The 13,636-nt window shown below is 24.2% G+C and carries 13 protein-coding genes; 6 read left to right on the top strand and 7 right to left on the bottom strand.

Annotation, left to right across the window (positions count from 1 at the left end; translation table 4 throughout):
• From AAHM88_RS04950 to AAHM88_RS04970, 5 genes are read left to right on the top strand one after another with little or no spacing between them, the layout of a single operon-like run.
• The gene (locus tag AAHM88_RS04950) at window positions 1-249 is read left to right on the top strand and encodes a hypothetical protein (protein ID WP_215826579.1); all 249 of its coding nucleotides are present in this window, start codon (window positions 1-3) and stop codon (window positions 247-249) included.
• A 3-nt stretch (window positions 250-252) separates the two neighbouring features.
• Complete coding sequence (locus tag AAHM88_RS04955; RefSeq protein WP_342262243.1) at window positions 253-873, top strand: hypothetical protein; 621 nt, start codon at window positions 253-255, stop codon at window positions 871-873.
• Between the two features lie 43 nt (window positions 874-916).
• The gene (locus tag AAHM88_RS04960) at window positions 917-1,123 is read left to right on the top strand and encodes a hypothetical protein (RefSeq protein ID WP_342262244.1); all 207 of its coding nucleotides are present in this window, start codon (window positions 917-919) and stop codon (window positions 1,121-1,123) included.
• Window positions 1,124-1,138: 15 nt separating this feature from the next.
• Entirely contained in the window at window positions 1,139-3,235 is a 2,097-nt protein-coding gene (locus AAHM88_RS04965; protein ID WP_342262422.1) for a hypothetical protein, read from the top strand.
• Between the two features lie 48 nt (window positions 3,236-3,283).
• Window positions 3,284-3,730, top strand: coding sequence for a hypothetical protein (locus AAHM88_RS04970; RefSeq protein WP_342262246.1), 447 nt, complete (start codon window positions 3,284-3,286; stop codon window positions 3,728-3,730).
• Window positions 3,731-4,065: 335 nt separating this feature from the next.
• Here the strand turns inward: AAHM88_RS04970 and AAHM88_RS04975 are convergent, their stop codons facing one another.
• Together AAHM88_RS04975 and AAHM88_RS04980 are read right to left on the bottom strand one after the other, a co-directional pair.
• Window positions 4,066-5,043, bottom strand: coding sequence for a ribosome-inactivating family protein (locus AAHM88_RS04975; protein WP_342262423.1), 978 nt, complete (start codon window positions 5,041-5,043; stop codon window positions 4,066-4,068).
• Window positions 5,044-5,055: 12 nt separating this feature from the next.
• Complete coding sequence (locus AAHM88_RS04980; RefSeq protein ID WP_342262424.1) at window positions 5,056-7,281, bottom strand: hypothetical protein; 2,226 nt, start codon at window positions 7,279-7,281, stop codon at window positions 5,056-5,058.
• Between the two features lie 330 nt (window positions 7,282-7,611).
• Here AAHM88_RS04980 and AAHM88_RS04985 point away from each other — a divergent pair, with 330 nt between their 5' ends.
• A complete protein-coding gene (locus tag AAHM88_RS04985; RefSeq protein ID WP_342262249.1) occupies window positions 7,612-9,000 on the top strand; it encodes an Mbov_0401 family ICE element transposase-like protein in 1,389 nt (462 codons plus the stop codon).
• Window positions 9,001-9,533: 533 nt separating this feature from the next.
• On the opposite strand, the gene AAHM88_RS04990 is transcribed toward AAHM88_RS04985, so the two are convergent.
• The 5 genes from AAHM88_RS04990 to AAHM88_RS05010 all read right to left on the bottom strand — a co-directional run bounded on the left by AAHM88_RS04990 (window position 9,534) and on the right by AAHM88_RS05010 (window position 13,541).
• On the bottom strand, window positions 9,534-10,373 hold the full coding sequence (locus AAHM88_RS04990; protein WP_342262425.1) for a hypothetical protein: 840 nt from the start codon (window positions 10,371-10,373) through the stop codon (window positions 9,534-9,536).
• 316 nt (window positions 10,374-10,689) lie between these two features.
• Window positions 10,690-11,511 carry a lipoprotein gene (locus AAHM88_RS04995; protein WP_342262426.1) on the bottom strand — a complete coding sequence of 274 codons (822 nt, stop codon included), beginning with the start codon at window positions 11,509-11,511 and terminating at the stop codon, window positions 10,690-10,692.
• Window positions 11,512-11,803: 292 nt separating this feature from the next.
• The gene (locus AAHM88_RS05000) at window positions 11,804-12,589 is read right to left on the bottom strand and encodes a hypothetical protein (protein WP_342262427.1); all 786 of its coding nucleotides are present in this window, start codon (window positions 12,587-12,589) and stop codon (window positions 11,804-11,806) included.
• A gap of 104 nt (window positions 12,590-12,693) precedes the next feature.
• The gene (locus AAHM88_RS05005; RefSeq protein ID WP_338968747.1) at window positions 12,694-12,819 is read right to left on the bottom strand and encodes a hypothetical protein; all 126 of its coding nucleotides are present in this window, start codon (window positions 12,817-12,819) and stop codon (window positions 12,694-12,696) included.
• Window positions 12,819-13,541: a hypothetical protein gene (locus AAHM88_RS05010; protein WP_342262428.1), complete on the bottom strand. Its 723-nt coding sequence runs from the start codon at window positions 13,539-13,541 to the stop codon at window positions 12,819-12,821. Before AAHM88_RS05010 ends, AAHM88_RS05005 begins: the two co-directional genes overlap by 1 nt.
• Between the last annotated feature and the right edge of the window lie 95 nt (window positions 13,542-13,636).

Here is a 13,636-nt window from a genome sequence, read left to right on the forward strand (position 1 = left end):
ATGTTCAAACTAATTATTATTTTTATCTTAATAACTGTTCTTGGACTTCTGGCTGGTAGTCATTTTGAAACTTTAACAAACTATATTAGCGAAGGACTTGCCAATTTCCAAAAGTTTATTACTAGCAATTTAACAATTTTAGAACTATTTAAACCAATGGCACGAACATTTTCGCAACACCCAATTTTTACCATTCTTGGTGTTACTTGTGTACTTATTGCCTTATTTATTGTAATTAAAGGTAGGTAAAAAATGGAAAAATGAACTAAAAAACAAGAATTAGAAATAGAGAATGACAAATTAAAAATTGCTAATGTCATATTAGAAAATAGTGTTAATACTCTTAAATACATAATAATGGAAAAAAATAAAGAAATCTTAGAACTAGAAAAGTGAAATACTATTCATATTAATCAAAAATTAGACTTAATAATTGAAAACCAAAAATTAAAAATTTTTAAACACAAAAGGAGAATAAAAATGAAAAAACTTTTAGGAAAATTATTTAAAAAAGATAATTCAAAAGAAAAAATGCCATTAAAATTAAGAATTAAAAATTCTTTTAAAAAACAGTGATTAAAAATAGTATTAAGTATCATTTTCATCTTTATAAGCTTATTAATTTGTGCATTAACAGCATTCGATACTAAATGAATAACCGGAACAAGTGGCGAATTTAATGATTTTATGAATAAAGAAATGGTTGATTTCTTTGGCAAGTTCAATAGTAGTATTATGTTAGCAGGAATATTTGTTTTTTGATGAGGCGGAGCAATATATTTTGCAATTAAATTTGAAAAATTAATCCGCTTTATTATTCAGAAAATTAAAGCAAAAAGAGTCTTGAAAAATGAAATCAAACAAACTAATTAATTCTTTAAAAAAATATTGATGGAGAATTTTACCTTACATTTTTATGATTATTATCTTTTTCATTCCATTTTTAAAATTGGAAATTAATGATTTGAAATTATTATATGAAAAATTTGAAGCATTAATTTCACTTATGATACTAGGATATTTAGATATATGCATTACAATAGCGGTAATTATAAATTGTGGTATTGAGTGACTTATTAAAAAAATTAAAGAAAAAAGAACAATGAAAAATAAAATATTTTAAAAAGGAGTGATAAAAATGTTTATGAAAATATTTACCGTGTTAATTATTAGTTTCAATAACATTTTTACTATTCCCCAAAACATTAACAATGACAAAGCAACATCACAACCACTAATTAGAAATAAAAGACAAAGTAATGAAACATACGAATTTACTTTATCAAAAGCAAGAATTAATTGAATGTGAGACGGATTTAGACAAAATTTTAGTATAGCCTTAAGTGAATTTGATAAAAATGAAAGCGGATTAAATAAATTACCAATTGATTTTAAAAATACATTAGCTATGAAAAATAGTTATATTTATTTAGATGAAGAAGGAATAAGCACATTAAAAACTGATAATCTTGGAAGAAACGGTGACTTAAAAGTAACAAATATCAAAGGTAAAATAATTAAAACACGGAATTTTTATAATTGATTAGAATTTAATTTTCAACATAAAAAAACTACCGATATTGAATTACCTACAACAACCACTAATTTTGACGGTAACCATAAATACAGTGATGTTATTGATAACCTTGATTATTTAATGGTTCATCGTGGTGATTTTGACAAATTCAATTACTCTTATCTTTATTGAACACCAGTTTTTAATTTTATTGACACCTTAGAAAAAGATTATTACAAAGAATTTACGATTAAAAATCATGGTTTTAAAAATGAAAGCTATTTTTATCACAAAAATTCAACTATTTTACCAAACTCAGAAATAATTGATCCGACAAATGCAACCAAAATTGAAGTTATCAAAATAATTAAAAAAATACTTAATGAAAAAATTAACAATCTTGCTGGCGTAAATAATGCAATTGAAGGCATTGACTATAATACAGAAATTAAAGACAATGACAACAATTACTTAGATGATAGAGCTACTTTTGATTTAACAACAAACAATATCGCTGACAGAACATTTATCATTAAAGTCATTGCAACTGAAACAAGTACACAATTGCAAGGAACAAATACAATTAAAATTGTCATTCCAAAACAAGAGGATACCAACGATAATATCCTTAAAATTAAGGCATTTAATAAAACCCTAATTGCTGGAAATAACTATTTACAATTGCTACACGATGAAACCGAGATCTGAAAATATAACACTGCAAATGCTAACGATTATTATCTAATTAAGTATCTTTTTGGTACCTTAAATTATCTTAATGTTAAATTTAGTTTTTTGAGATACGACCCTGAATTAAAAAATGACATTTACCTTTATTTTAAAAACAACATTCCTAGTATTAACAGTAATAATTATAAAAATACTTTTGATGAAATTTACGAAATTCTTGGAAATTTCTTTGCTAGTTTATTTTATGCTACTTTTGATATGGACGAGAAAACTTATACCGAAATTGATTTTAAAAGTGTAGAAAACTATAAGAAGGATTATTTTATTCAAATCGGTTTTTTTTATCGCTCATTAATTACCTTTTATCCTAAAAAATATTTAATCAATGTTACTGGTAATTCGGAATTATTACTAAGAAGTTATTTTTTTACTTTTGACAAAAAAATGCACCAAGAGAATTACAATGCTATTAACAATAATACCAATAGCATTTATCAAATTGATTTTAATGTCCTTAAATCCTATGATAATAAACTCATTGCCTTACCAACCACCAAAACTGCTAATAGTATTAATTATCTTAACACCGACATTGATATTCGTTATGGTATTAATATTTTTACCTTAACTTTTCCACTTTATCACAAAGGCAATATCTCTAATTACAATTTTAAAATTTATGACTTTAATGTCTTAAATTCCACAGTCTTTATTCCTGACGGTTCAACCAACTCAGAATGAGATGACTTAATTCCGCCGGCAAATTGCAAATATTCTGGACGATGAATACCAACATTTAATGATATTGGTTGTGCCATTCAAAATGCTGGTATTAAAATGCTAAACTGAATGCTGACGGCGTCACAAATCATTACAATTTTACGCCCGTTAGCAATTATTGCAAAAGCAACAGTTAACTTTTCAACCACCATTTTTCCGGTTTTTAAAACGGTACCAGCTTTTTACCATACCTTTCAATTTTTAATCGGTTTCGCCATCTTTCTAATGATTTTAAGAATTTTTGTATAATATATATATATATATATATTGAAAAAATAAAATAAAGGAGTTAAATTTATGAAATTTTTAAATACAATAGCTCTTTTGGGGCTAACAACATTGTCAATAGGTGGATGTTCTAAAAAGGAAAACAAAACAATATTACAAGTTGAGAATGAAACATACGAATTTACTTTATTAAAAGCAAAAATTAATTGAATGTGAGACGGATTTAGACAAAATTTTAGTATAGCCTTAAGTGAATTTGATAAAAATGAAAGCGGATTAAATAAATTACCAATTGATTTTAAAAATACATTAGCTATGAAAAATAGTTATATTTATTTAGATGAAGAAGGAATAAGCACATTAAAAACTGATAATCTTGGAAGAAACGGTGACTTAAAAGTAACAAATATCAAAGGTAAAATAATTAAAACACGGAATTTTTATAATTGATTAGAATTTAATTTTCAACATAATTTTAAAGGGACTGTACAATTAACTGTGTCTCTAAGTAATTAACTTAAATTCACTCTGCTCTGTTCTCAAATTTTATCATTAAATGTGAAATCACACTACCCCAATTTTGAATTGGCATCGTTCAATATTTTAAAAACTGTAAACTACCCAAAGAAAGATGGCTTTTTACGATAAAAACACCTTTGAACAACTAAACAACTTTTTCATTTTTTCTATTTTGACAAAATAAAAACCGGTAATTAATTGAAATTACTGGTTTGAATAGTTTGCTTATTTTTCACGAGAAATTAAACTGATTATACTTTTGCCTTTGCCCCAATTAGACCTAAAATTAATAATAACTTTTTCATTTTTTGATTATTCTTTTGACCCGTCTCTTATTTTTCGTAATCTTTTGGAGCTAAAACGGCAATATTAATTATTTTTTCTTCTTCGTTTTCTGGAGTAATTCCTGTTTCTATCATTTCATAATATTTTTTGCTATATTTACCCCAATCGTTAAGAGTATTTTTATGATCTTGTCAAATAACTTTTTTATTATCATCAATTAAAATTTTCTTAATACTATCTCTAACAGAAAAAAACCGCATTGATTCTGATGTTATAAAAACAGTTCGTACTAAATCATTTTTAATAGTATGCCTATTTTCTTTGGTGATATTACTTAAATTACTAATAGAGTTATTAATATTTTTTCTACTAATTTCTATTGTATCTTCACCTACTAAACTGCTATAATTTCCTGAAAAATGAAGAGATTCTGAAGTAATGTTATTATCTAAATTTTTTATTTTTGAATCAGAAAAATATCAATATGTTTTATTATGATTTTTATCAATATTAATAATTCCCTCTAAATATAAATTACTTGTATCAAAAACTAATTCAATTTCATGATTTTCATTACTTAATGGAATAATTTTATGTTTATCAATACCATTTTTTAATTTAAATACTTTTTTGTTTGGGTAATTTGTATTAATAACTCCTTCTAATTTTTCAACATTTTTAGTAATTTCAAAATAATTTGTGCTTTCTCTTAAAAAGTTTATATAAGTTCCATATTTTGAAGCCGGGTGTGTTCTATTTTTAGAAGAAAAATTACTAGATTTTTTAATTTTAGCAAATACTTTTTTTAAACTGCTTGATCTTCTAGTTATATTAGAAATTGGTTTTTTAACTCTTCCTTGGATGATTTTTTTTGAATTTTTATCATTATTTAAATTAACATCTAAATCAGTTTGCTTATTTTGATTTTTTAAAGATATTATTTTTACAGCCATAATTGGTATTGGTACAGTACTTAAGAATGTTATTGAACCAAGTATTCTTAATAGTTTTTTTATAATATACATCCTTCCTTCCTTTTAAAATGTTTCAATTTCTGTTAATTTAGTTTTTCCAATAGTAGAACCTTGATAAGACAAATTAGCTTCTCCATTAAAAGTTATATTGTTGTCGTTATTTATAATAATTTCTTGTGGCAAAAGATTATATTGTTTTAATTTTTGCATAATTTCCTTAATTGAAATTTCAAATATAGTTTTTTCGTTATTTTCATTTATTATTTCTGCATTAATCTCACCATTAATATTTTGTTTTAAATTTAATATAATTTGTGCTAATACTTTATCTAAAAAAGTACTAACTTCAATAGTTTGATTACCTTCAACATTAATTTCTTGGAAAGGTAATTCTAATTCAAAAATTTTTATATTTTGCATTTCTTGACTATTTCCCAAGTCAAAACTATTTGATAATGAAATTGAATTTGAAAAAGAATTATGAATTGATTTAGTAATATCTTGAGTAGAGCTATATGATGTCAATGAACTTGTTTCACTTGTAGAAGATGTTCCACCACCTCCGCCACCAGAACCACCTATACTAAAACCAAATAAACTAAAACCAGCATTACCTGATGCTTCTCATGACTTTGAGGATGAATCAATTTTACTGTGTCCAACTTGTGAACTACTAGTTGAACTATTAGAATTAGCAAAACCAGAACTAACTTCTGAATTTGTTTGTGATCCAGTTGTTTTACTTAAACCTATTGTAATTTGTAAACTTTTTATTTCTTGAATTGTATATTTACAATTTGATGTTCTTAATTTTTGTTCTGTTGGTAAATCATTTTTTAAAATTGTCTTACCAGAACAAATATTTTCATTAGTTTTATTAATTATTGGTTCAATATTTTTTGTTACTGTTACATTTGAATATATTAAATTATTTATATTAATATTTTTAATTTCTTTTACAATATTTTCTTTATTTTTATCTCTAAAACCCAAAAATATACCTTTTTTAATTAATTCATCCAAATTAATTATTCTATTTGTTTGATTATTTATTGAATAATATATTTTCTTTTCGCCAAAGTATTTATCACTATTTTCTTTAGTTTTAATTGTTGCTGATATGTTATCTTTTTCTTTAATTTCTAATTGTGAAATATCTAAACTAGGATTTAAATAATTAAATTCATTTAAAATAGATTTATCAGAATTATTATCAATTTTTAAATTATTTATTTTAATAACATCATTTAATTGATATTTATTTTTAATTTTAAAAATACCATCGTTATAAGTTAAAAAATACATATTAGAATTATTTTTATCAAAAATAATTCTATTAACTCCAATAATTTTATTGCCTATTTCATTAATTTTGGTTGCTGACAACTCATTGTTCTTTAACACATAAGCACCGCTACTAGTTCCAAAATAAACATTTTTGTGACCCAAAACAATCGAGTGAACTTCTCCAGTTACACCATTAATTTTTTTAGATTTTGTTTCACCACATTTTAGCAAGTAAAAACCATTATTTGTCCCAAAATAAAAATTATCATTATCATCAATTAAAACAGAACGAATATTATGTGACATTCCCTCAAATGCTATAGCACTCATTTCACCATTTTTTATATACAAACCATTCTGTGTTCCAATAAAAACATTATTTTTTGAATCAACTACAAAATAATAAACATGGCCATATACTCCAACTATTTTTGTGGCAGTAGTATGATTAAGTTTCAAAATATAGGCTCCATCGCTTGTTCCAAAATAAGTATTATTTTCTTTATCGTTATTAACGGTAAAAAATGTTTTATTAGACATCCCGTATATTTGTTTTGCTCTACTTTCACCATATTTTAAAACATAAGCACCGCTACCATTATTTGTCCCAAAATAAACATTATCATTACTATCAATAATTCCTACCATTCCATTATTAATTCCATCGATTTTTACTGGTATTATCATCCCTGGTTTTAATTTATATACACCCTGTGTTGTTCCAAAATAAACATTATTATTTTTATCAGCCATAATTAATCCACCGATGGTACTATCATTTATACCCACAACTTTTTCAGCGATTATTGTACCACTTTTTATTACATAAAACCCATTTCTTGTTGCAAAATAAAAATTGCCCTCTTTATCGGTTGTACTACCATAATATGATTCAATATCACTTATCCCAGTAATTTTTTGTTTAGAGTAATAATTTGTTAATAATACTTGTCTTTTAGTACGTATTGATGTTACTAAATTTTTATTTTCTTGTATTTTCACTGGAGCATTTGCCAAGACTATTGGTGTTATGCTTGATAAGCTTGTAATTGTTGTCAACATAGCGAGTAATTATTTCATATTAATCAAATCCTCTTCTTAAATTTTTACTAAATTAATAAAATTTACTAAATAATTAACATCCTTTCCCCAAATATTAGTCTACAATTTTTTCACTTTGGAATTTGATTATATATCATCAAATAAGAATTTCTATCATTTTTTCAGAATATTGAATACTAATTCTAGAAAATCATTTATCCTTAAAAAAGAAAAATAAGTTAACTAAATTTAACTTTATTAAAATTACTCTACCAAGAAAGGTGAATTTTTATGTTAGAAATTAATAATAATGTAAAAACCTTAGAAAACAAGCATTGATTCAGTTTATTCGCAACCCATAAAAATATGTACACTAACAAATGTGAACAATTAGCTAATGAATATGAAAAATTAGATGAATACTTATATAAATATCATTATCGGTTAAAACAAGGTTATAAAGTAGTTCATTTTGCAACAAGAACAATTATTACAATTTTTGGTGAAGTTGTTTTTAAGCGACGCCGATATAAATATTGAAATCAAAAATCAGGTAAATTTGAATATGTATGTTTATTAGATAAAGAAATTGGTTTATTGCCTAAACAACGCATTTATTTTGATGTCCAATTTAAAGTTTTAAGTCTTCTGGGTGATGGCAAACGCTATCGTGATGTTTTAGATGCTCTAAATCATTGTTATATTTCAAAAGCTAGTATTTCGAATATTTTAAATAAATATGATATTGTTGAATATTTTCAACTAGCAGAAAAAGAAACTAAAACTAGAATTGATGTTAAAAATAAGGATTTATATATTCAACTAGATGAGACATTTTTAGCGACATTAGATAAGAAAGTTAAACAAGACCAAAGAATTCGTTTAGTTACTTTTCATACCGGACATAAAGAAAAAAATTATAAAAATGCTCGTAGAGAATTAAAAAACAAACGAGGTCATTTTCTAATGTTAAAAGTTGGCAAACGAATAAATACGATGGATTATCGTGATTTATTAATTAAGGAATTACAAAAATATTATGTAAATATTAATTATAACAAAATAATTGTTTGTGGCGATGGTGATACTTGAATTAGAGAAATTGCTAATAGTTTTGGTAATGTTAGATATATTTTAGATGGTTATCACACTATTAAAAAATTAAAACAAACTGCATTTAATATTGTTTTTGAAAATCGTAAAGTAACACTAAATATTTGAATTGAATTATATAAAAATGGAAATCATCAAAAATTAGTGAAAAACATTCGTGATATTGCTAATAATGAATTAAATAAAGTTATTAAAACAAATTTAAGAAAGGCGAGTAATTATTTCAAAAACAATAAGCACGGTATTCATAATCAAAATTTGGAGTGAAATATCGGTTGTAGCATTGAAAGTGATGTATCACATTTAATAAAACAACAATTAGGATATGGAGCAAAAATATATAATCATAAGAATTTAAATAACCTATTACATTTAAGAATGGCAAATTTAAACAAATTAAATGTATTACATTACATTAATGAAAATATTAATTCAGAAATAGAAATCAGAAAAGAAATATATAAAAATTCATTATGAAATAAATATAATGATAAAAATGATGATAGTTGAATTAATAAGGGTAGTATTGTATATACAAATAAATATAGAAAACATAAATTTAGATAAGTTAGTGTTAATTTAATAAAATTAATAATTTTTTATTGTGTAAAAATTCAATAATGTGATAAAATGAAAACGAATAAAAATGACAACAACAAGAAAGGTATGGTTAGTTTAGTAATTAAATAATATAATTAGCTGATTGTTTTACTTCTTCAAAGCAATACCTAAGAAAACTAAACGCGACCTTTTTTAAAAAACCGCTTGTGCTTGTCATAAGTCTGTGGTATATTACAAGATTGCTAATTTTATGTAGAAACCATATATGTTTCGTACAATGGTTTTTATAAAATTTTTGGGAGGTTAGTTTTTTGATATTAAAAATAAATTTTTGGGGAGATAGAAAATAATGTTTAGTGTTCAATTGATTAAAACCATACAATTGGAATCTGCAATTCTTGTGATAAAAACGATTTTTAATTTTAAAAGAAACGACAAATTATAAAATATGTCGCTGGTGCTTGCATATTAAAAACTTAGAAAATCACGATGATTGCATTCAAAAACCTATAAATTAATTTCCCCTTAATTTATTTTCTTTATATTTTTTCTGCAATTGGAAGACTAATAGTTATATTTTTGTATAAATTTATATTCATTTTATCTTTTGTTAAAACCAAAAGATCAATTTTAATATCCTTTTTTTCTTTTAGACTTATATGATTTTCATTTCAAAAGACATCTTTAAAAATAAAACTTATATGATTTTCATTTATTGCATTATCAATTTCTTTAACTTTTTTTGTAATTTCCGGTAGTAATATTTTATTTAATTCTTCTTGAGTAACATTAGATGGATTTTTTACAAATATGTTATTTATCTTAATTTTAGTATTAGTTAGTGACTCATTAGTTGGTTTTGGTTGTTCTATTGGTTTTGGTTGTTCTATTGGTTTTGGTTGTTCTATTGGTTTTGGTTGTTCTATTGGTTTTGGTTGTTCTATTGGTTTTGGTTGTTCTATTGGTTTTGGTTGTTCTATTGGTTTTGGTTGTTCTATTGGTTTTGGTTGTTCTATTGGTTTTGGTTGTTCTATTGGTTTTGGTTGTTCTATTGGTTTTGGTTGTTCTATTGGTTTTGGTTGTTCTATTGGTTTTGGTTGTTCTATTGGTTTTGGTTGTTCTATTGGTTTTGGTTGTTCTATTGGTTTTGGTTGTTCTATTGGTTTTGGTTGTTCTATTGGTTTTGGTTGTTCTATTGGTTTTGGTTGTTCTATTGGTTTTGGTTGTTCTATTGGTTTTGGTTGTTCTATTGGTTTTGGTTGTTCTATTGGTTTTGGTTGTTCTATTGGTTTTGTTAATTTATCATCACAAGAAATAATTAAACTTGTTCATATTACTGTAAAATTAGTCATTCCTAAAATTGATAATATTTTTTTCACCTTAACATTCCTTCTTTCCTTACCAAATAATTTAATATTTTAAAAACATTTTTATTTTAATATAAAATAAAGTGAAAAATTCTTTTTTTTCTAGACATTATTACATAATTAAATTTAATCATTATTAATTTATCATTTTAAGATTTTTAATTTTTTATACTCTTAACTAACCACTTTTATTTAAATAAGTTCCTCTCTAAGATATAAAAAATCCAACTAAAAAATTTACTACTAATCAAAGTAATAAAAAGAAAGGTCTTTTATAACCTTTCTTTCTAAGAATAAATCAAAATTTACAATCCTTCTTTATATTTAACTAATTTTTTAATGCCATCGGTAATTTAAAATTATTTAAATTTATGTTTGGAGCAAACACTAAAACTGGTAGCACACCACTTATAAATTCAAAATTAATATTAAACTTTGTTAATATTTTTTCAGAAGATAAATCAAGGGGAAAATTTATATCTTCTATTTCAAATTTTTTGATTGATATATAATTTTTATTTACAGTATTAGGAAATCCAGGATTTAATTTTTCTAATGCTTTTAAAATTTCTGGCAATAATGCTGTTTTTAATTCTTCTTTAGTAACTTTTGTTGGATCGTTAGCAATTATTTTTTGAGGAGATTCAATTGATATAATTTTAACATCTGTATAAAACCCTCTTTTAATATTTATTATTATTTCGGCATTATTGTTATTATTATTTTTTTCACTAACTTTTGCTTTAATATTAATATTTGTTTCATTTCTTATGTCAACTGGAAAATTTTGACTAAAATCAACAATAAAATCATTTTCAGTTAAAGAATTATCATTTTCTTTTAAAAGTTCTAAAACTGCCCTTTTTACTTTTTCACTAATGTCTGTTTCAAGAATTGACTGTTTTGTTAAAAATTCATCATTAGATGTTTCATCTAATAATATTTTTTTTTGACTAATTTTACTTAGATCAAATTTGAAGTTATTAGGATTAGAATCACCTAATGTCGGGTCATCATTAATTGTTTCTTCTGCTGATTTTGGTTTAGCAATTGGGTTAATTTTAGCTCTGCTACTACCACAACTAACAACTGAAATTAATCCAATGGCAACTAAATTTACTGCACCTAATAAATTTAATATTTTTTTCAATCTTGTATACTCCTTTTTACTTGTTATTAATATATTGACATTTATATGTGCAAAGATATTTAAATTAATACAAAGCAAATTAAACAATAAAAATTCCTTTCTCCAAATTTTAATTTAAAATATTCTTGGTTTGGAATTTAATTATAAAACATTTCTCAAACTTTCGCTAAAAATAATTTTTCTTGACCGGTGTCCAAGATATGTAAATATTACAAGATTACCAATTTTTCATATTAAATTTAAAGGTAACAATTAAACTAACTGTTACCTTTCAAGAAAATCTTTTTATTTATTATAACGGTTCAAAACCTTCAGGATAAATATACAACCTAATAAAGAAATATACTCCCTTTCCTTGATCGATCTTAATCATATTTATAAAAAAACTTGATGCTAATTTATAAATCGCTCCTAAAATCACAGTAGGTATTCCTAAAAAGAAAATGCTATTAAGCCTATTAAAGACATTATTAATCTGATTTAATACTTTCATAATACTACTAACTTGTTCTTTTAATAATAAATTAACAATGTTAGGAGCATATTCACTTAAAAATGGTCAATAATCTTCAACTAATTTCATACCAATATTTTTATCTTGCGGAACAATATCAAAAAGCACAATTAAAAAATCTTTAAACGCCTTTTGAATCATATGAAAGTTTTGCGAATGATTTTTTATTATTTGTTTAAGATTATTATATTTACTAAAAAATATTGTCAAAGTATTTTTTATATCCGAATAACTAGAAATATTTTTAAATCGTAAAACCTCTTTTGTGGCTTGTACTGTTTGTTTATTAAAAACAATTTTTAAACCTGAATTTCAAAATTTTCAACCAGCATTATAAGATTCTGTTCATACTTTCGCATCTCTAAATGGTTTAATATCAAAATTAAATATTGCTTTAACAGTAGCATCATAATTTGATATATCCATTTGCGATGGTTTTTTTATTGTTTGTAAACATACTACATTACTTTTTTGATTAACTAATTGTATTCTACTAGAAGCTACTTGCGTCACACTTGTTAATCCAATAGTGATACTACTTAATACTGATATAAAACTATTCATTAAGTAACCTTCCTTACAAAATATCTTTAGTAAAATATACCTCCTTCATCATTCTTAAAATTTATTTTAGCACATAAATAAAATAAAAAGATGATAATTAATTACTAATTACCATCTTTCATTTTTTTTGTTTGCTTTTGACATTGATATTGACGATACAAAAAGAATAAAAATCCTAAAACTAAACTTGTTAAAATAAATACCATCATACTAATAGCTAATCCTGACATTACCCTTTTTTCCTTTCACTTCATATTTTTTGAAATAATTGTTTAATCTCTTTATTAAAAGCTAATATAAAAGCAAGCATAACAACTACCGTTATACCAATTATACCACCAACTGCTGCAAAAATAAAGGGCTGACTAATAATGTTATTAACAAAAACTCAGAAATTCATAATAATACTAATTATTAACACTAACGGTGCAACAACAAATAATGTTAACTTAAATAACTTTCTTAATTTAATTCAAGAATTCTTATTATTATAATCACAGATAATTTGAATTTTTTTTCAAACAAAACATACTCCAATAATTTCAATAATACCAATAATTAATTGTCATAAACCAGCAACTCACGAAGCAATGCCATCAATTAACAATGCTGAATTTTTAAATACTAAAACAAATCCTAACACCATCGCCACCCCAGCAACAATCATTGTTGCTGGTAATCGTTTAACATTCAAATCTAAATGAAGCGGTGATGTTGCCCCCTCTGTTGCCATAATTAATGATGAAATTCCAGCAAAGAAAACCGTTAAAAAGAAAATAATCCCGAGAAAATTACCAAGACCATAAGTAACATTATTAATTTCCGCAAATATCTTTGGAAAAACACTAAACACTAACGAAGTTTCACCAGCACCAAATACTTCTTCAAAATTCTTATTTTCTAAAACAGCAATGTTTCCAATACCAGCAAAAATTGTAATCGCCGCAATCATTGCTACTAAAACATCACCAAAAACAATAATAAAAGCTTGATTAGGGTATTAGAGGGCATAAATTATTCGGTGGGTGATGTTTTATTTAAATAAAT

Source organism: Spiroplasma endosymbiont of Dromius quadrimaculatus (genome assembly GCF_964031155.1).
GTDB lineage: Bacteria > Bacillota_I > Bacilli_A > Mycoplasmatales > Nriv7 > Nriv7.